This window comes from Pseudomaricurvus albidus (assembly GCF_018863235.1).
Lineage (GTDB): Bacteria > Pseudomonadota > Gammaproteobacteria > Pseudomonadales > Cellvibrionaceae > Pseudomaricurvus > Pseudomaricurvus albidus.
Genome location: NZ_JAHKRS010000002.1, coordinates 280,288 through 299,781 on the forward strand (window position 1 = coordinate 280,288; position 19,494 = coordinate 299,781).

18 protein-coding genes are annotated in these 19,494 nt (G+C 55.4%); 6 read left to right on the forward strand and 12 right to left on the reverse strand.

Annotation, left to right across the window (positions count from 1 at the left end; genetic code table 11):
* Window positions 1-5 precede the first annotated feature (5 nt).
* From KOI40_RS04640 to KOI40_RS04685, 10 genes are all read right to left on the reverse strand, one after another.
* Window positions 6-1,910 (reverse strand): response regulator, encoded by a 1,905-nt coding sequence (locus KOI40_RS04640; RefSeq protein ID WP_216096295.1) that lies wholly within the window; start codon window positions 1,908-1,910, stop codon window positions 6-8.
* A 251-nt stretch (window positions 1,911-2,161) separates the two neighbouring features.
* Complete coding sequence (gene purD / locus KOI40_RS04645) at window positions 2,162-3,451, reverse strand: phosphoribosylamine--glycine ligase (protein WP_216096296.1); 1,290 nt, start codon at window positions 3,449-3,451, stop codon at window positions 2,162-2,164.
* A gap of 161 nt (window positions 3,452-3,612) precedes the next feature.
* On the reverse strand, window positions 3,613-5,187 hold the full coding sequence (purH, locus tag KOI40_RS04650) for a bifunctional phosphoribosylaminoimidazolecarboxamide formyltransferase/IMP cyclohydrolase (RefSeq protein WP_216096297.1): 1,575 nt from the start codon (window positions 5,185-5,187) through the stop codon (window positions 3,613-3,615).
* 118 nt (window positions 5,188-5,305) lie between these two features.
* Window positions 5,306-5,617, reverse strand: a complete 312-nt coding sequence (gene fis / locus KOI40_RS04655; RefSeq protein ID WP_216096298.1) for a DNA-binding transcriptional regulator Fis — start codon at window positions 5,615-5,617, stop codon at window positions 5,306-5,308.
* Window positions 5,614-6,603 carry a tRNA dihydrouridine synthase DusB gene (gene dusB, locus KOI40_RS04660; protein ID WP_255568223.1) on the reverse strand — a complete coding sequence of 330 codons (990 nt, stop codon included), beginning with the start codon at window positions 6,601-6,603 and terminating at the stop codon, window positions 5,614-5,616. Before dusB ends, fis begins: the two co-directional genes overlap by 4 nt.
* A gap of 228 nt (window positions 6,604-6,831) precedes the next feature.
* Window positions 6,832-8,589: a DUF3426 domain-containing protein gene (locus KOI40_RS04665; RefSeq protein WP_216096655.1), complete on the reverse strand. Its 1,758-nt coding sequence runs from the start codon at window positions 8,587-8,589 to the stop codon at window positions 6,832-6,834.
* Window positions 8,590-8,760: 171 nt separating this feature from the next.
* Complete coding sequence (gene prmA / locus KOI40_RS04670; protein WP_216096299.1) at window positions 8,761-9,645, reverse strand: 50S ribosomal protein L11 methyltransferase; 885 nt, start codon at window positions 9,643-9,645, stop codon at window positions 8,761-8,763.
* 56 nt (window positions 9,646-9,701) lie between these two features.
* On the reverse strand, window positions 9,702-11,612 hold the full coding sequence (gene dxs / locus KOI40_RS04675; protein WP_216096300.1) for a 1-deoxy-D-xylulose-5-phosphate synthase: 1,911 nt from the start codon (window positions 11,610-11,612) through the stop codon (window positions 9,702-9,704).
* 164 nt (window positions 11,613-11,776) lie between these two features.
* The gene (gene ispA / locus KOI40_RS04680) at window positions 11,777-12,685 is read right to left on the reverse strand and encodes a (2E,6E)-farnesyl diphosphate synthase (RefSeq protein WP_216096301.1); all 909 of its coding nucleotides are present in this window, start codon (window positions 12,683-12,685) and stop codon (window positions 11,777-11,779) included.
* Between the two features lie 9 nt (window positions 12,686-12,694).
* Window positions 12,695-12,937, reverse strand: a complete 243-nt coding sequence (locus KOI40_RS04685) for an exodeoxyribonuclease VII small subunit (RefSeq protein WP_216096302.1) — start codon at window positions 12,935-12,937, stop codon at window positions 12,695-12,697.
* A 288-nt stretch (window positions 12,938-13,225) separates the two neighbouring features.
* Between KOI40_RS04685 and pomA the strand changes: the two genes are divergently transcribed.
* The 5 genes from pomA (at window position 13,226) to KOI40_RS04710 (ending at window position 18,014) form a co-directional block, all read left to right on the forward strand.
* Window positions 13,226-13,987 (forward strand): flagellar motor protein PomA, encoded by a 762-nt coding sequence (gene pomA / locus KOI40_RS04690; RefSeq protein ID WP_216096303.1) that lies wholly within the window; start codon window positions 13,226-13,228, stop codon window positions 13,985-13,987.
* Window positions 13,988-13,989: 2 nt separating this feature from the next.
* The gene (locus tag KOI40_RS04695) at window positions 13,990-14,970 is read left to right on the forward strand and encodes a flagellar motor protein MotB (protein ID WP_369413148.1); all 981 of its coding nucleotides are present in this window, start codon (window positions 13,990-13,992) and stop codon (window positions 14,968-14,970) included.
* Window positions 14,971-15,668: 698 nt separating this feature from the next.
* The gene (locus KOI40_RS04700; RefSeq protein WP_233710054.1) at window positions 15,669-16,226 is read left to right on the forward strand and encodes an HNH endonuclease; all 558 of its coding nucleotides are present in this window, start codon (window positions 15,669-15,671) and stop codon (window positions 16,224-16,226) included.
* Window positions 16,227-16,437: 211 nt separating this feature from the next.
* Window positions 16,438-17,202, forward strand: coding sequence for a TetR/AcrR family transcriptional regulator (locus KOI40_RS04705; protein WP_216096305.1), 765 nt, complete (start codon window positions 16,438-16,440; stop codon window positions 17,200-17,202).
* Window positions 17,203-17,243: 41 nt separating this feature from the next.
* On the forward strand, window positions 17,244-18,014 hold the full coding sequence (locus KOI40_RS04710; protein ID WP_216096306.1) for a hypothetical protein: 771 nt from the start codon (window positions 17,244-17,246) through the stop codon (window positions 18,012-18,014).
* Window positions 18,015-18,067: 53 nt separating this feature from the next.
* Here the strand turns inward: KOI40_RS04710 and KOI40_RS04715 are convergent, their stop codons facing one another.
* Complete coding sequence (locus KOI40_RS04715) at window positions 18,068-18,478, reverse strand: acyl-CoA thioesterase (protein ID WP_216096307.1); 411 nt, start codon at window positions 18,476-18,478, stop codon at window positions 18,068-18,070.
* A 51-nt stretch (window positions 18,479-18,529) separates the two neighbouring features.
* Entirely contained in the window at window positions 18,530-19,018 is a 489-nt protein-coding gene (locus tag KOI40_RS04720; protein WP_369413149.1) for an FAD-binding oxidoreductase, read from the reverse strand.
* Between the two features lie 123 nt (window positions 19,019-19,141).
* Between KOI40_RS04720 and KOI40_RS04725 the strand changes: the two genes are divergently transcribed.
* A complete protein-coding gene (locus tag KOI40_RS04725) occupies window positions 19,142-19,453 on the forward strand; it encodes a c-type cytochrome (RefSeq protein ID WP_216096308.1) in 312 nt (103 codons plus the stop codon).
* Window positions 19,454-19,494 lie beyond the last annotated feature (41 nt).

The window sequence follows — 19,494 nt, forward strand, 5'->3', positions numbered from 1 at the left end:
CTGGTTTATTTCGCAGGACTATAGGATGCCGTGGTGTCGGGACTGTCTGGTGACGCCGGCTTGTTTCGGGCGGCCTGCAGGGTCAGTTCTTCCGCCAGGGTGATTTTCAGGCTCTGTGAACTGATGGGTTTGGTCAGCACCCGTCGGATCATCACGTCTCTGGCCTGTTCTTCGTAGGGGAACAGGTTGTCGCCGCTGAGCATAATCATGACCGGCACCGGTTTCAGTCTGGGGTTGCGGGTGATCTGTCTGGCCAGTTCCAGACCGGTGATGTCGGGCAGGTCATAGTCGAGAATGATGGCATCAAAACCGGCGCCTACCTGATTCATGGTGTTGATCATGGCAACCGCGTCTTTTCCGGCGGGTACGCAGGTGGTGGTCATTCCCCAGCTGTCAGCGCGTTTGGCCACCAGTTTGCGGCTGGAGCTGCTGTCGTCCACCACCAGCAGACGTTTCTTGTGCAGCAGCTGATCGTACTGATTTTCGTGATGCTGCAGCAGGGAATAGCGCGGCAGCAGTAACTCGCAGGTAAAACGCACGTGCCCGTCTTCCAGTTCGGCGCTGAGTGTCCCGTCGAGATGCTCCACCAGTGCTTTGGCTATTAACCAGTTACGCTGCACGCTGCTGTATTGTTCAGCATCCAGGTTCCGGTTTTTGGCCAGAGCAATTTCTATGTCCTCGTGTTGCAGTCCACTTTGGGTGTCGGTAATCACCAGCTGCCAGCGATTGCGCTCGGTCATTGGCTGGAGTTCGATGGAAATCTCACCCTGTTCACTATAATACAGCGCCATTTCCAGGGTTCCGGAAATGATCTGTTTGAGTCTTGCCGGATCGCCTTTGATGAGGGTGGGCATGTTGCTGTGTGGAGCGTAGGTCAGGCGAATCTTGCGATCTTCCGCCTTCACGCGACTGTCCTCAAACAGGGTTTGAAGCAGTTGAGAGAAATCAAACGGGATGGCATCGAAGTGCAGGCGCCCGATTTGCAGGGCGCGCCAGTCATTCAGGCGATTCAGCCATTTCAGCAGAGACTCACTGGCCCGGCGCATGGTGCTCACTTGATCCCGCTGGGTTTTGCTGAGGGATGTATCCAGTAACAGTTCGGCGATGCCTACAATGCCGCTCAGTGGTGTGCGCAGCTCGTGATCAACCAGCTTGAGGGTGGTGTTGTATTGCTGTTTCAACTTGAGTTGCAGGCTGCGTTCGTAGTGGCTGCGTATGCGCTGTTGCCAGTGTTCGACACTGTGCATGATCAGAGCGTAAGTCACCAGCATGCTTTCAATAATGATGGTTGCCTGTGCCATCCAATGAGCGATAGGCAAGTCGATGTTCACGAGTGTGACGAGCCAGGCACTGCCAAACGCCAGCAGTGAAAATGTTTTGGCCACCAGTAGAAACAGGGCATTGGGTTCGTGCTCACGGGTGATCAAGGCAAGATGGATGCTGCACAGCAGAGTGCTGCACAGGAAGGTCAGTTTTAATGTATTGCTGAGCAGGGTGCTTGGGGTGGTGATGGTCGTGGCGATGACCGCCATTAACACCAGCACGATACTGGCGCCAATAAAACTGCGTCTCCAGCGCCGGAAGGTGTCCGGCAGGGGCGCAAAACACCAGACCAGGCGGCACTGGGCAATCATGGCGATGATCAGCAGGACCTTGCCATAGAGGCGTACGCTGGACAGGTCAGGGGTGTGCCTCAGTGGGGAGTGCTCGTCCGGGTGCAGCAGGTACCAGAGGCAGAGCAGGGCTGCTGTCAGTGAAAGCACATAAATGGCCATCCACAGGTTGAGACTTTCACGGCGCACCCAGGCTTGACCAACATTGATCAGCACCAGTATCGCGGTGGCCCCCAGCAACAGGGCAGTGATAAAGGGCGTGGAAAACAGACTGACGGTGGCAGTTGGCTCCGGCATGAGAGGATTCGCTGTCGTTGTTTTTAATTATTGTTGTATTTTCTGACCGCAATAGGGGTCTTTAGCCGATGCTAACGCGGCAAAATGGGGTTGTGAAGTGACAGCCTTAGATAAAATTCGAATATGACCCGTCAGTCACACCTTTACGGGGCGTCGTTGGGTGTCTCGGGGTAAGCGTGAAGTGGGCCAGAAAGGCCAAAGAAAGGCGCCCGCCCAACCGACAGTGCCGGCTGGCAGGCGTCAAAGCTGGATCAGGACTGCTGTTCGCGAGCGATAGCGCGGTATGCGATATCGTTGCGGAAGTAGACGTCCTTCCAGTCAATCTTGCGGGTCAGTTCGTAGGCGCGCTGTTGCGCTTCGGTAACGGTATTGCCCAGAGCGGTGGCGCAAAGAACACGACCGCCGCTGGTGACTACGTCGCCGTCTTTCAGGGCCGTACCCGCGTGGAAGACTTTTTCGCCTTCGACTTCTTCAGTGGGCAGGCCGCTGATGACATCACCTTTGTTGTAGCTGGCGGGGTAGCCGCCGGCGGCCAGTACTACACCCACGGCGCAGCGCTCGTCCCACTCGGTGGTTTTACCGGCCAGTTCGCCGTCGATAGCGGCTTCGCACAGCTCAACCATGTCGGATTTCATGCGCAGCATGATGGGCTGGGTTTCCGGATCACCAAAGCGGCAGTTGTACTCGATCACTTTGGGGGTGCCATCGGCCATGATCATCAGGCCGGCGTACAGGAAACCGGTGTAGTCGTTACCTTCTTCGGCCATACCTTTGACGGTTGGGTAGATCACCTCATCCATGGCGCGCTGATGAATTTCAGGAGTAACTACCGGAGCCGGAGAATATGCGCCCATGCCGCCGGTGTTTGGACCGGTATCCTTGTCTCCAACGCGTTTGTGATCCTGACTGCTGGCCATGGGAACCACGTTTTTGCCGTCGACCATGACAATAAAGCTGGCTTCTTCGCCGTCGAGGAATTCTTCAATCACCACGCGGCAGCCGGCGTCGCCAAAGGCATTGCCAGACAGCATGTCTTTTACCGCTTCTTCGGCTTGTTCCAGAGACTCTGCGACGATCACGCCTTTACCGGCGGCCAGACCATCGGCTTTCACAACGATGGGTGCGCCTTTCTCTCTCAGGTAGGCCAGAGCCGGTTCGACTTCGGTGAAGTTTTGATACTCGGCAGTCGGGATCTTGTGGCGGGCCAGAAAATCCTTGGTAAACGCCTTGGAGCCTTCCAGTTGCGCCGCGCCCTTGCTGGGACCAAAAGCGCGCAGACCCTTCTCGGCGAAGAAGTCCACCACACCTTCAACCAGGGGGGCTTCGGGGCCGACAATGGTCAGGCCGCAGTTGTTGTCTTTGGCAAAGGCTGCCAGCTTGTCGAAATCCATCACATCGATGGCGACATTTTCCAGACCGGCTTCGGTGGCAGTTCCGGCATTGCCTGGTGCCACATAGACGGTTTCTACGTTGGGGTTTTGGGCCGCTTTCCAGGCTAGTGCGTGTTCGCGGCCGCCGCTGCCAATTACTAATACATTCATTATCTTGTTCCCATCATTCTTAATCTGGCTTTAGGGGCTGAGGAGGTAGGGGAGTTGCCGTCGTGGCAAGGCGCCCCGGAGCACAGGGCGGGAGTGTACTGAAGTACACGACCAACCGAGCACAGGAGCAACGCAGCCATGGCGGTAAATACCCTACCTAATCAGTGCCTAAAGTGGCGCATGCCGGTGAATACCATCGCCATGCCGTGTTCATCGGCCGCGGCAATCACTTCCTCATCACGCATGGAGCCACCGGGCTGAATCACCGCACTGATGCCCACTTTGGCCGCATTGTCGATGCCGTCGCGGAACGGGAAGAAGGCGTCAGAGGCCATCACCGCACCTTTCACTTCCAGGTTGGCGTGCTCGGCCTTGATGGCTGCGATACGGGCGGAGTTCACACGGCTCATCTGACCGGCGCCCACACCGATGGTGCGACCGTCTTTGGCGTAGATGATGGCGTTGGATTTCACCATTTTGGCCACTTTCCAGGCGAACAGCAGCTCGTCCATCTGCTCGTCGGATGGCTGAACCTTGGTCACCACCTTCAGTTCGTCCTTACTGACCATGCCGTTGTCTTTTTCCTGAATCAGCAGGCCGCCATTAACGCGCTTGTAGTCGAAGGCAACCGGACGCTCAGCGCCCCACTCGCCGCACTCCAGCAGACGTACGTTTTTCTTGGCGGAAACGGCCGCCGCCGCTTCGGCAGACACTTTGGGTGCAATGATCACTTCAGAGAACTGCTTGTCGACGATCAGCTGGGCGGTTTCGGCGTCCAGTTCGCGGTTGAAGGCGATGATGCCGCCGAACGCGGATTCCGGATCAGTAGCAAAGGCCAGCTCGTAAGCGGTTTTGATGTCGGTCGCTACAGCCACACCACAGGGGTTGGCGTGCTTGACGATGACACAGGCGGGCTCGTCAAACAGTTTGACGGTTTCCAGTGCGGCGTCGGTGTCGGCAACGTTGTTGAACGACAACTCTTTGCCCTGGATCTGGGTGGCGGTGGCAACAGAAGCTTCCTGAGCGTCGGCTTCGACATAGAAGGCCGCTTGCTGGTGAGGGTTCTCGCCGTAGCGCATGTCCTGGGCTTTCTCGTACTGCACGTTGTAGGTGTTGGGGAACGCGCGGGCTTCATTCTGGGTGTTGCGGGCGCCAAAGTGGTTGGCAATCATGCCGTCGTATTGAGCGGTGTGCTCAAACGCCTGCACCATCAAGTCGTAACGGGTTTCGTAGCCCAGAGCGCCGTCGTTGGCGTTCATTTCTTCGATCACAGTGTCGTAGCTGTGAGCGTTGACCACAATGGCCACATCTTTGTGGTTTTTGGCGGCAGAACGAACCATGGTCGGGCCGCCAATGTCGATGTTTTCGATAGCGGTGGGCAGATCGCAGTTGGGGTCTGCCACGGTGGCTTTAAACGGGTAGAGGTTCACGACCACCATATCAATTGGGGTAATGCCGTGTTCTGCCATGACCGCATCGTCGGTACCGCGACGCCCTAAAATGCCGCCGTGTACTTTGGGGTGCAGAGTTTTTACGCGCCCGTCCATCATTTCGGGAAAGCCGGTGTAGTCAGAGACTTCAATGGCAGGGACACCGTTTTCCTGCAGCAGACGGTAGGTGCCGCCCGTGGAGAGGATTTCCACGCCCTGAGCATTCAGGGATTGGGCGAATTCAACGATTCCGGTTTTGTCGGACACGCTGATTAAGGCGCGTTGAACTTTCACGAGTTGGGTCATGGGTGGTTCCGTTTTACATAGGTTGGAGAGTTGTTGTCAGCGGAGCGGGCCGACTTTCAACAAGGTCAAACAAAGAAGGGTGAGCAAGCTCACCCTTCCTGGAAAGTATAGCGACGAATCAGAGTAATCCGTATTGCTTCAGCTTTTTGCGCAGTGTGCCGCGGTTCAAGCCCAAAACCTGAGCGGCCTTGGTTTGGTTGTGACGGGTGTACTTCATCACGATTTCAAGCATGGGGGCTTCGACTTCAGCCATGACCAGGTCATAGACGTCACTCACTGACTGACCGTCCAGGTGCTTGAAGTAGTTGTCCATGGCCTGTTCCACGCAATCCCGCAGGGATTGGTTCTGAGTGGCTACAGGAGCCGGCTCGTTGACAGTGCTGGTCAGTTCGATTGGCGCGTCAGCCATCAGCGCTTCAGCTGTGTTCATGCTGCTTTATCCTCTTTCGTTATCAGTTGTTCGAAGTAGTCCCGAACACTGGTGTGTTGCTCTTGAGCGTTCTCTATCTGGTTAAAGGTCTTGCGAAACGCCTCACTGCCTGCGTGCGTTTTCAAATACCAGCCCACGTGTTTGCGGGCGATACGAAGACCCATAAAATCGCCATAAAAACGATGCAGCTCATCAAGGTGTCCGCACAGGATGTCCCGGATTTCCTGGGCCGGTGGCGATGGCAACTGCTCACCGGTGTTCAGGAAGTGATTAATTTCCTGAAAAATCCAGGGGCGCCCCTGTGCCGCGCGGCCAATCATGACGGCTGCTGCGCCGGTGTAATCCAGCACCTGCTTGGCCTTGATTGGCTCATCAATGTCACCATTGGCGAATACCGGGATGGAGATGGCATCAACAATGGCGGCGATTGTGTCGTATTCGGCATCGCCGCTGTAGCCACAGGCGCGGGTGCGTCCATGAACTGCCAGGGCGGCAATGCCGCAGTCTTCGGCCATTCTGGCAATGGTAATGCCATTGCGATGGTCGCTGCTCCAGCCGGTACGTATCTTCAATGTGACGGGCACATCGACGGCTGCGGTAACGGCTGTGAGAATGTCTTTGACCAGTGGCTCGTCCTTAAGCAGGGCGGAGCCAGCGGCTTTTTTGCAAACCTTTTTGGCAGGGCAGCCCATATTGATATCAATGATCTGTGCGCCCCGCTCCACATTCATGCGGGCTGCTGTCGCCATCATCTCTGGATCGCCACCGGCAATCTGGACGGAACGAGGTTCAGCTTCTCCGCTGTGGTTTAGACGTGTTTGAGATTTGCGACTGTTCCATAGACGCGAGTCTGAGGTGACCATTTCCGAGACAACCAGACCGGCACCAAGCCGACGGCAAAGCTGTCGGAACGGTTGGTCGGTTACACCGGCCATCGGCGCCAACACCACGGGCCTGTCGATGTGGTATGGACCAATTTGAAACAAGATTCACCCCAATTTGCACCTGCGGAAACTGTTGCAGTTTCACGCCTTACTGTCCTTTGTGACCGGCTGTGAAGGCGGTTTCCGTGCTCCGCCGGTCGTTTTCAAAAGGGGGAGTATCATACCTGCGAAGGGCGGGGTTTTGGAAGCACAAATTGCACAGATTGCCGAAAAAATAGGCGTTGACAGATGCCGTGAAATATCCTTATTGGCACCCGATTAATCCCGGGATCAATGGTTCGGTATGGTGGCCGTGTAGTTGACCGCATCGGGACCCGGATCGACCACTTCAAGGGAAATGTGAACCGGTTGTCCGCTCGGCATGCTGGTGGCGCCGGCAAGTTCTCCACCGAGATATTCGCGGGGCGTAAAGCGGCGATAGGCCACCTGTTTGCCCTGCAGATTGCTGAAAGTGAGGGCAAAATCCGGGAACGGTTGATCAAAGCTGGCGGTGTTCAGCAGGATGCTGTCGATAATCAAGGCGCCCTTGGTGTCGGGGTTGCTTCGAACGACCAGATTGTAGGCTTTGACCTGCCTTGGGTCAGACAATGAAGGCAACTCGCAGCCAAGTATGGGACAGAGGCTGGCGTATGCCTGTCGCCAGGGTTGGGTGCGGCTGTATTCTTCAAAATTGAAATAGGCCAGCTGGGCCACCAGCCCAAGGCCGGCGAGCAGGCTCAGGCTGCCCCAGAGCAGGCGCTTGGGCCAGGGAGAGGTTTCAACGTGCCAGTCCATTTCCACGGGCGCCGGAGCAATACCTTGCAACAGCAGGTCGTGATCGTCTCGCTGGGAATCGTCTCCAGCGTAGTCGTAGTGAACGTTGTCAGCTTGAGACTTGGAGCTGGCGGCGGCAGGGCTCTCGTCGAAGTCGTCCTGGTCGCCAGTGACCGTGAACAGCGGTTCGCGTCGAGTGGAAAAGGACTCGCCCAGCTCGCTGTCGATGGTGTCGTCGTCGAGGGTATCGAAGCTGCCGCTGGACAGCCGGTCGTACTCCCCGGTTTCGTCAGCCGGCAGGCTGGGTGTTTTGACGAAGAGCGGATCGGGTTGTTCCGGATCGAAGTCTTCTGTGTCGGGAGATTTTGCGCTGGGTTCGTTCAGGTATGTGCCGCCGAAGGTTTTCAAAATACCGGAGCCTTCCGGGTAGTACTCATCTTCAGCGGAGACTTTTTTCTCAGGGGAATCGGAATCGGTCAACTCGGATTCCATTTCCTGCAGCATTTCCTCAGCCCAGGATTCGTCCGAGGCTTCGGTCTCCAGGTTTTTGGTTTTCTTCTGTTTGCGATCGAACAGCGAGCTTTGTTGCTGCTTGTCGCTTGACGTGTCGAGGAAGTCATCGCTCAGCTGTCCCAGACTGAAGGTCTCGGAAGCGTTCTTCCGGTCCATGTCGTCAGAGATCAATACATCGTCTTCAAGCTCAAAATCGATGTCGGCTTCCGGCTCGTCATCCTCGTCGGTTTCGCCATCGGATTCCAGGCTGAACAGGGCGCGGTTGTATGTGGTGCTGTGGATGTCGAAGTCCTCTTCTTCGTCATCGCTGGTAAAGATGCTGTCCTGTTGTGTCAGTCTGTCGGCGTCTTCGTCTTCGTCTTCGTCATCGGACTCTGTTGAGTCGATGCTGTGGGTTGACGCGTCCTCAGGCTCAACAGCCGAGGGCTCTTCATGACTGGCCAAAGGCTCTTCGTGATTAGCTATAGGCTCTTCAGTATCGAGAGCGGACTGCTCTGCTTCAGCGGGAGGCTCCGGCTTTTCGGCAGGGGGTTGCGGTGTGCTCTCTGGCTGGGGTTCAGCAGATTCCTGAGGCGCAGGAGATGGCTGTTCTGCTGCGGCAGGTTGTGCTTGTTGCCCGGGTTGGGGCAGCAGGTGATCCAGGGCGCGAAAAATTTGCAGGCAGGAGCCACAGCGCACCGCACCCTTGGCTGTTTGCAGCTGGGCGTCGGAAATGCGGAAGGAGGTGCTGCAATGAGGGCAGCATGTCACCCTGTCTGCCATGGCGTCTGATATTCCCTGAAATGTTGGCGTAGCGGGAGAGTTTAGTCGTTCCCGCGGGGGCGGTAAATAAGTCGTTGGCGTTAGATGCCCGATGTTTGAAGGGGCGCAAGTTTCGCCTCAGCTCAAAAAGCCTGATTCATGAGGTGAAACTGGATCGGACGCCCCGCGATCTCAAGTGCGTTTCACGGCGGTCAGGCAGACCCATTCGTCCTGTTGTCGAATGGGGTCAAAATCAAACCAGGGGCGGTAGGCATCCATCACGGTTTCGGCCTGGGTGGCCAGAATCCCTGACAGGCAGAGTTTGCCGCCGGGACGGGTGAGGGCGTTCAGGCTGGGCGCCAGCTCGGCCAGAGGCCCCGCCAGAATGTTGGCCAGCATGACGTCTGCCTGCAGTTCCGGACAATCAGCCGGCAGGTACACCGGAAATTTGTCCCGCGGGATCTGGTTGCGGTCGGCATTGTCGTGCGTTGCCAGCAGGGCCTGTGGATCAATGTCGGTACCGGTAACCTGTGAGCCGCCCAGCAGCAGTGCGGCCATGCCCAGAATGCCGGAACCGCAGCCGTAATCGACAAAGGTCTCACCGCTGAAGGGGCCTTGCTCTGCGAGCCATTGCAGGCACATAAACGTGGTCGGATGGGTGCCGGTCCCAAAGGCGAGACCCGGGTCGAGCATCAGGTTGGTGGCCTTTGGATCCGGGGTGTCTATCCAGCTGGGACAGATCCAAAGGTCGTGGCCGCAGTGAATGGGCTGGTAGTTTTTCATCCACTCCCGTTCCCAGTCCTTGTCTTCCAGCAGCTCCCAGCGGTGGCTGGGTAGCTCTGCCCCAAAAGCCCGGGCTGCAATTTCGGTGGTGGCTTTGGTGTCGATTTCGGCATCGAACAGGCCAGTGATCAGGGTGTCGTCCCACAGCGGAGTTTCCCCCAGGGCGGGCTCAAGAATCGGTTGGTCGGCTCTGTCCTGCAGGGTTACTGAGACTGCGCCGGCAGCCAGCAGGGCGTCCTCGAGACTTTCGGCCTGGGTGCGATCGGTGTTCACGTGGAGTTGTAACCAGGGCATAAGCTATCCAGCGGCGGTTGAGAAGTGGGTTGGATGTCAGGCTGTCAGACCGGTCCTCAGGAGCCGGCAGAAGCCTGAGTCTTGGCTGGGGCAATTCGCTGTTGAATCCGATGGAGGATTTTATCAGCGCTGAGTCCGGCCTCGTCCAGCAGAATGTCGTGCTTGCCGTGGTCGATAAACGTGTCCGGCAGGCCCAGAGGCAGCAGGGGGGTGGTTATGCCCTGTTCGGCCAGCCACTCCATCACGGCGCTACCGGCGCCGCCTGAAACAGTGTTTTCTTCCAGAGTCACCAGCAGATCGTGCTCGTTGGCCATCTTTTCAATCAGAGCCGTATCCAGAGGTTTCACAAACCGCATGTCGCAGACACTGGCGTTGAGCTGATTGGCGGCCGTCATAGCCGCTGGCAGCAGGGTGCCGAAATTGAGGATGGCGACCTTTTTGCCTTCCCGTTTGACCACGCCCTTGCCTATGGGCAGTGCTGTCAGCGCCTTGTCGATCGGGTAGCCGGGGCCGGTGCCGCGCGGGTAGCGTACCGCTCCTGGGCCCGGGTGTTCGTAGGCGGTGGTCAGCAGTTGGCGGCACTCGTTTTCGTCGCTGGGCGCGGCAATCAGCATATTGGGGATGCAGCGCAAAAAGCTCAGATCAAAGCTGCCCGCATGAGTGGGGCCATCCTCGCCCACCAGACCGGCGCGGTCGATGGCAAAGGTAACGTCCAGATTCTGAATGGCCACATCGTGGATCAGCTGATCGTAGGCCCGTTGCAAAAAGGTGGAGTAGATGGCGACCACCGGTTTTTGCCCTTCACAGGCGAGGCCTGCGCCCAGGGTGACAGCGTGTTGCTCGGCAATGGCCACATCGTAAAAGCGCTCGGGGAAGCGTTTGGCGAAGTCCACCATGCCAGACCCTTCACACATGGCCGGGGTGATGCCGACCAGTTTGTCGTCCTGCTCGGCCATGTCGCAGAGCCAGTCGCCAAAAATATCCTGATACTTCTTTTTCTTCTGGGCTTGGGGGGTGGCTTCCTGAACCTTGGGTTTGGGTTCAATCTTGTTCAGAGCGTGGTATCCCACCGGATCCGCTTCGGCGGGTGCGAAGCCTTTGCCTTTTTGGGTGATGATATGCAGCAGTTTAGGGCCGGGCAGGTTGCGCAGGTTGGTGAGGTCGTGAGTCAGACGCTCGAGATCGTGACCGTCGATGGGACCGATATAGTAAAAGCCCAGTTCCTCAAACAGAGTGCCCGGGGACACCATGCCTTTCATATGTTCTTCGGTCTTGCGCGCCAGCTCCCAGGCCTGCGGGATCTTGGACAGTACTTTTTTGCTGCCTTCGCGGAAATTGGTGTACAGCTTGCTGGCCCAGACTTTGGAGAAGTAATTGGCCAGTCCGCCCACATTGCGGGAGATCGACATGTTGTTGTCGTTGAGCACTACCAGCATGTCTGTTTCGGTGTGAGCCGCGTGGGTCAGGGCTTCAAAGGCCATGCCGGCAGTCATGGCACCATCACCGATGATGGCAACACTTTTGCGGTCACTGCCAGCCATTTCGGCGCCTAACGCCATCCCCAGAGCGGCACTGATGGAGGTACTGGAGTGGCCCACACCAAAGGTGTCGAAGTCACTTTCGGTGCGCTTGGGAAAACCGGATAAACCGCCGGCCTGGCGCATGGAGTGCATTTGCTCGCGGCGTCCGGTCAGGATTTTGTGGGGGTAGGTTTGGTGACCAACATCCCACACCAGACGGTCTTCGGGGGTGTTGTAGCAGTAGTGCAGAGCAATGGTCAGTTCCACGACGCCCAGTCCGGCTCCGAAGTGTCCTCCGGTCTGGCCGACGCTGTAAAGCAGGTATTCCCGCAGTTCCCGCGCTAATTGTGGCAACTGTTTTTCTTCCAGTTGACGCAGGTCAGCGGGCGAATTCACCTGATCCAGCAGGGGAGTCAGGGGGCGGGTCAGTGGAATTTCATCAAACATGAGTGCTGGTATTGCTCTGAGCTAAAAGGGCGATTTTAGGGGGATAGGCCGGCCTTGCATAGGAGTTTTATCGCGACGGGTGCGGTGTGTGAGGCATGAGTGGTCAAAATGGACGGGTTTTGGCCGCTAATGCATCGCAGGCGTGGTCGCGTTGAGGCCCGTCGCTACTTTTCCCTTTCGACGATATAGGCCGACAAATCCCGCAGGTGATCGGCTTCTTCGCCGAAGTCGTTCAGTGCCGCCAGAGCCTGCTGGTGAAGCTCCAGGGCTTTGCGCTGTGCTCCTTCCAGCCCCAGCAGCGAGACGTAGGTGGGTTTGTTGAGGGCGATATCGGCGCCCTGCTGTTTGCCCAGGGTGGCGGTATCTGCGGTGACATCGAGAATGTCGTCCTGAACCTGGAAGGCCAGCCCGATTGCGTCGGCGTAGGTTTTCAGTGAGGCCAACTGAGCCGGATCGGCGCGTCCTGTGGCGGTTGCGCCCATCAGGATGCTGGCTGAAATCAAGGCGCCGGTCTTCAGGTTATGCATGTGTTGCAGTTGTTCCAGGGTCAGGGCGCTGTTTACCGCGGCCAGATCAATGGCCTGTCCACCGACCATCCCCTGAGCGCCAGCGGCCTGTGCCAGCTGTTGAACCAGTTGCAGGCGAGTATCGCTGTCCAGCAGAGGGGCTGATGCCAGGCTTTGGAAAGCCAGTGCCTGCAGGGCGTCTCCGGCCAGAATGGCGGTGGCTTCGTTAAATGCTATGTGGCATGTGGGTTTGCCGCGGCGCAGGTCGTCATCGTCCATGGCTGGCAGGTCATCGTGAATCAGGCTGTAGGCGTGAATGCATTCCAGAGCGCAGGCGACCTGATCCGTTGCCGGTGTGATGGTACCCTGCACTGCAATGGCACTGGCGTACACCAGCACCGGGCGAATGCGCTTGCCGCCGTTAAGCAGACTGTAGCGCATGGCGTTAATCAGGTCGGGCTCGCTGTTGGGGGTGAGTTGTGACAGTGCCGCGTCCAGAGCCCGGTCAATACGGGTCTGACTGTCCTGCAGAAACGCGGCTAGCGGGGAGTTCGGGCTGGATGTCATGACTCGGGCTCACAGCTCATCTGCATCGGAGAATGGCTGTGCCACCAGCTGTCCCTGCTCCTCGAGCAACAATTGGACCTTTTGCTCCGCCTCGGACAGTCGGGACTGACACTCACGGGTCAGCTTGATGCCCGCTTCAAAGGCCTTGAGGGACTCTTCCAGACTCAAATCCCCCTTTTCCATGTCGGTGACCAGTGCTTCCAGTTGTTGCAGGGAGGATTCGAAATCAACGGCTTTTTTCTTGGCTGCCACGGTGAGGTTCTCATGGGTGGTAAACAGAAGCGCAACCCTACCGAAGGGGGCGGAAGAGGTCAATCAAGACTGTGGCAATTGCGGTTGTTCATGCAGATCCTGAGCCCAGGTTTGGGGGGCGCGATGGCGAGATGACGACAGACCTGAAAGAAAGGGTGTGGATTTTTAGAATCCGGCCGATAAGGGGGATAGGTCTTTTCGACAGGGGCTGAAGGAGCATTCCGGCGGTCACTGTCCTTTGTCTGCACGTGTGTGCAGATCTGCTGATTGAATGTTGCGGGGGTATTTGTGGATTTAGCAACCATTGTGGGAATTCTGGGGGCTGTCGGGCTTATCTTCACCACCATGTTGATGAATGGTGATGCAAGTATGTTCGTCAATGTGCCCTCGTTGATTATTGTGATAGGTGGCAGTTTATTTGCTGTCATGGCCAAATTTGGCCTGGGTCAGTTTTTGGGAGCCGGAAAAGTCGCGGCAAAGAGTTTTTTTGCCAATGTCACGGATCCGGCTGATCTGATCGATGAGATCGTTGAGCTGTCTGACATTGCCCGCAAAGGGGGACTGCTGGCTCTGGAGGGTAAAGAGGTCGGCAATGAGTTCCTGCAGAAGGGCATTCAGTTGCTGGTGGACGGTCACGATCCGGAAGTGGTGAAAACCATGGTGTCGAAAGATCGCACTCTGGCAGAGGCGCGACACAGTACGGCGGCCAGTATTTTCTATGCGCTGGCGACGGTGGCTCCGGCTATGGGGATGATCGGAACCCTGATTGGTCTGGTGGCGATGCTGGCCAATATGGATGATCCCAAAGCGATTGGGCCGGCGATGGCGGTTGCACTGCTGACTACGCTCTATGGGGCGATGTTGGCCAATGCCGTGTTTGAACCGATGGCCGACAAACTGAAGTTGCGAGCCAATGAGGAAGCGACCATTAAAAAGCTGGTGCTCGATGCGCTGCTCGCGATTCAGGGGGGGCAGAATCCCCGTGTGATTGATTCGATGTTGCGCACCTATCTGCCGGAAGGCAAGCGTGAGTTTGCTGAGGCTGACTGATCGTGATGATTGAAGAAGAGGAAAAGTGTGATTGCCCAAAGGGGCTGCCTCCCTGGATGGCGACCTTTGCGGATCTGATGTCACTGTTGATGTGCTTCTTTGTGTTGCTGTTGTCGTTTTCCGAAATGGATGCGATGAAATTCAAGCGGCTGGCAGGCTCCATGGCTCAGGCGTTTGGTGTCCAGAATCAACTCAATGTGGTGGACGTACCCAAAGGCACCAGTGTGATCGCACAGGAATTCAGTCCCTCTATTCCTGAACCGACTCCGGTCAATGAAATCTGGCAGAAGACCAAAAACCTGACGGAAAATTCACTTGAGGTAGATTGCTCGCAGGAATTTGATATCGAGCAGGGAGAGGAACATCTGGAAGCCGGTGTGCGGGCACGGGTGAAGCAAAAACTGGAAGAGCTCATTGCCCAAACGCAACAGGATGCCTCGGATATTGCGGCGGCGCTTCACGACCAAATCGTAAGAGGCGAAGTGGAAGTGGAGACCCGTGGGCGAAAGATCATCATCCGAATTCGGGAAAAAGGATCTTTCGAAACGGCCTCGGCTGAGTTGCAGGAAGATTACTACGATGTGTTGGATGAAATTCGCGAAGTGTTGAAAGAAAGACCCGGAAAAATTCTGGTGGAAGGGCATACGGATAATTTACCCATCCGTACTCCGCGTTTTCGCTCCAACTGGGAACTATCATCAGCTCGCGCCGTCACAGTGGCTCAGGAGCTGATGAAAGGCGACATGAATCCACGCCGTTTTACGGTATCCGGACATGCTGACACCATGGCTTTGGTGGATAACAACACCTCTGAGAACCGGGCCCGAAATCGTCGCGTTGAAATTGTCATTCAACAGGGGCTGGATCAACAGCTGGAAGACAGTGATATCAAACTGCTACAAGAAGATGGGCAGGATATTATGCGTGATCTGGATCTGGACCCGGGTTATTTGTTTGAGCTCGAGCCCGATGAAATTTTTTAATCAACAAAAACACACAATACGCACTTTCATATTCAGAATTTGTAGGTGGTGTCGCTCAAATGAAGAAATTGCCACCGGCGTGTGAGATATATCCTACAAACATTGAGGTCAATCACCACTGTTGTAAAAGCCAGGATCTACTATCATTACTCATGCATTGGATGCATGCGTAAGGATGCGCGATAGGGAACTAGGAAAACAATCAGCATGGATTAGGGAATTTGCTGAAATTTGAAGGACTTAGGGTAAGAAAATCCTGTGAGAATGTGCCCCGATGGCAGGACGCCATCGGGGTTTTTTCGTTTTTGGTGAGTCAGTTTTTACAATCCGGTATTGATATTCTCACTGAGCCTTCTCAGCCTCTTGTTTGTTTTCCAGATTCACGCAATATTTCAGTCCGGTGTATGTTTTATTGCAGGGAATGCATTGGGCCATTTACCGGGGTTACAGACTTGACTCCCTGACCCCCTCGTCGGATACTTGAAGCACAAGGTTACTTATTAACCATGTGTTTGTTTCAGAGGAGGTTTAGCCTTCACCTGTTATTGTGTCTCTCTACTTTGTGTCGTCGTCACGTTGAGTCGATACCCCTACTGCAAGCTTCAGCGCCTTGTCAGCCCCTCTTTCTCTTTGTGTTTTAACCGCCCGGCGCTTTTTGTTCCTGACTCTGTACCAGAATCTTATTGGAGAGTGGTGTGATGGACGCACGAATTCTCAGGTTAAACGCTGCCGGTCAGCCGCTGGAATGGATTGATTGGCAAATGGCCGTTTGTCTTTACGCCCGCGATCTTGTTTCCTGGAGTCTGGGCGGGGTCGTGCGGAAAATCTACGGCGGCTGTTCGCGACTGACCGGTCGGCAGAGTTATATCGAAGTTCCCGCCATTCTGGCGTGCGGCGGAGGTCGGCTTGCGCCAATGCGGATGGTGCCGCCTTTGAGTAATCCGGCATTATTTGCACGAGATAATCATCAGTGTTTGTACTGTGGACGCTATTTTGGGGCGAAAGATTTATCTCGCGATCATGTGCAGCCTCGCAGTCGAGGCGGACGCGACCGCTGGATTAATGTTGTCGCTGCTTGCAAGCGTTGCAATCAACGCAAAGGGAATTGGTTGCTCGAAGAAATCGATATGGAGTTGGTTGCGTTACCCTACTGTCCTAATGCAGCGGAATATCTGGCATTGATTAACGGCAGTCGTATTCGCGAAGATCAGGCTGAGTATTTGCGACCGCAGTTTTCCCGACTGTCTCATCTCTAGGCGGGTTGTCACCGGGTTTTTCTGGAGTTGTTTTTGTCGACTGACCTGACAGTCAGATCACTAATGCTGCTGTATTTTCAAGAGTTCGACCGATCATTTCCACTTCTGTTCACCCCATGCCTCTGGTTGCGTTATGATGGCTTACATAAAAGCGTAACGCGGATAATAACAAGTTTCATGTACAGCAATTGCTCGCTTGGAAGGGACAGTCGTGCACACTAAATCAGAAGATAGAAGCAAGTCCGGGCAAAAGCGTCGCGGGGTTAAATCAGGTCGCTTTGACGATATCCTTCAGTATCAGGGACGCTCTGCTTTGCGCAGTGACAGTCGTATCCGCCGCAAAGCCATTTTAGAAGCAGCACTCAGAGTGATTGAGCGCGACGGTGTCCGTGGGGTCAAGCATCGGGCTGTCGCTGCTGAGGCGGATGTTCCCCTGGCGGCGACAACTTATTATTTCGATGATATTCACTCCCTTTTACACGATGCATTCGTGCACTACGTGGAAACACGTTTAAGCACCGATTCAGCCCGGCTGCAGGAGCAGGGGCTTGAATTGCTGACAACGATTCTCGGAGAAGATCAGCTGCAGAAAGAGAGTGGAGCGGGTATGTCTTTGCAGGATCGCAGGCGCCTGGGGAAAGGCATTGTGGCCGTGTTGCTGGCACATGTTAAGGCCCAGGTTGAAAGTGCCTCTGAACGACATGTGGAAGTGGCTTTTCGTCACGAGGCCCTGCGTAATGCAGAGTTGGCCAGGTTGGTTGCCATTCCCCATCGGCTGCAGTTGGAAGCCATTCAGGATTTTTTCTCGGTATTGGGCTCGCCGAGCCCGCTGGCCGATGCTCAGGTGACCATGGGGACCTTATTCTATCTGGAATATAACCTGCTATTGGTAGGGGAGAACGAAAGTCAGTGGTCATTGGCTGAAGCCACCCTGCGGCGCATGGTGGATGGTTTGTTGCGCTTGCCGGAAGAGTAGCGGCTGTGGGGGGATTGTTGCTGTACCGCAGCCGTTTCATAGTGTCTGTGATACGTTGCCTGGTGTTGTGGTTCGCGCTGGCAGCCGCCGCCTGGAGCTGCCAGTCCCAAACAGAACTGGAAGCCGTCTACTGTCAGCTGAAAGGCAAGGGCGTTGTCTTGCCTTCTCTCAGGGACTTTCGTCGCAATGATCCTGGCACTCAGAAATTGTTGCTTCAGCGACCCGCTGCCCGTGAGGGGATCTCGCTGCAAGACATCAGTGTTGACGTATCTCCAAAAAAGAAAACGCCAAACAAGGTTGGGCGATCAAAGACACCGGCAGTCTCCGCAGAAGTCAGATCGACTTATACCGCTGACAGACCTGTTCACAGAGACTCTCTGGATCCGAGTGCGTGCCAATTACTGGAAGGGGTCATTCGTTGCCAGGAAAAACGTTTTCAGTTTGTGCTTAATCGTCCCAATCGACAGCTGACCAGTCACAGCTTGTCCGCCGCCAATCGATTGCAGTTGCCGGAATACAATACCAGTTTACAGTCGCCTGAGGAGTACCTGTCGGTCAGTTATCGTCATTATATTGAAAAGATGCTTACTATCGGGCTGGGGGCGTCGACGATGAGTTACAGCAAGTTTTATTACATTTGGGAAGACACTCAGCGTCAACAGCAAAGCTTTGCCCAGCGCCTGGAAAGCGTGTTTGAATTTCTAAAACGCGATAAAAAGACTCTGGGGGTGAAACCCCGCTACGATGACGAGATGCCAAAGTCTCCTGTCCTGGTGTCAGAGTCTGAGCGACGAATTGTGGGTCTGCGATAACATGCACCGCAACTGGGTGTATCAAAATCGCCGCTGATGGGTTTAGTGTTCCTTCAGCCCATCAGTGCGGTCAACTGCGCTCTCTGTGTTTCATCAAAAGCCAGGCTGCATTTATTGTCGAAGTCGTAGTTGACCAGTGTGGTCGTCGATTCGACAACGTGGTTGCCATTCTGATAGATATTTTGTGATAGCGTCAGAGAACTGTTCCCTAGTCTGGACAGATAGGTGTGCACCTCTACATCGGTTCCGTGAAAGCTCTCGTTGCGGTAGTTGATTTCTATTTTGACCAACATGAATGGATTGCGGTCTTTGTCCAGGTTGGTCATGAAGTAGCGCATACGCCCCTGTTCCAGCCAGGCGGCATAACTGACATTGTTGATATGACCCAGAGCGTCTGTTTCGCAAAAGCGTGGGGTGATGGTTTCGATCTCGGTTACTGGGCGGTGTTTATGTTCTGTGGTCACGTGGAATCCTCGGCTTTATTGTATTTTTACAGATTTCGTTATCAGGTCATCTTACCATTCAATGGCCTGGCTGAGTTTGTGGACCTGAGCTTGTTCCTCGGGAGTTAGTGCTTTGTATCCACGCAGGTAAGGCCAGCCATAACCCCAGCGAAATTTTGTGGGCAGGTAAGGGCTGCCGCCAAGGCGAACTCCGGTCAACATTAATTGGGCTATGCGAGGCTCGCCTGCGGCGGCAACACATTGCCTGAGGGCCTCATCGCTGGCCAGCCTTTCGGCTTCGGTGCCACCTTTCCAGTAGTCGTAATCATGCTTTTGGCAACAGGATAGCCATAATTTCTGATCTTCCTGTGTGCCGTTGGGGAAGATGCTGCAACCGTCGCTGGTAAAGGGCTGTAGCGCCATGTTTTCAGGTTGCTGTTCCATCTGTCGGGAGCTTTCGGGTTGTTCGCTGGCCTGGGTCATCGGCAACAGGAGCGAGAACAGTAGCGAGAGCACCACCACGGCAGTCTGGCGGAGGGGATTCAGTAGTTGTTCAGGCATAGCGGGCCATAGTCGTTGCTGGTTTTGCCGAGAGACGTCGGCGTATGATCAATAGGTCGTATTGCCTCGGGATTCGTGCGTATAATTGAAAAGTATAAATTGATGACCGTTAGGAGAAAACTGATGATGTTACGTTTGTGTGTATCTGTTGCTCTGTTGTTGAGCGTTCCTTTTGCGGCTCATGCCGCAGGCGATGCTGCGGCAGGCAAGTCCAAGGCGGCGGTTTGCACTTCCTGTCATGGGGTGGATGGTAAAGCTGCGATTCCCACTTACCCGAATCTGGCAGGGCAAAATGCCCAGTATTTGAAATTATCGATGAAAGCCTACAAAAATGGCGATCGCAAAGGGGGGCAGGCGGCAATTATGGCGGGTATGGCGGCTCCTCTGAGTGATCAGGATATCGCCGATCTGGCGGCCTACTTCAGTTCACTCTAAGGCGGGTATTTTTGCCAATAGTCCTTTCTTAATATCAGGTG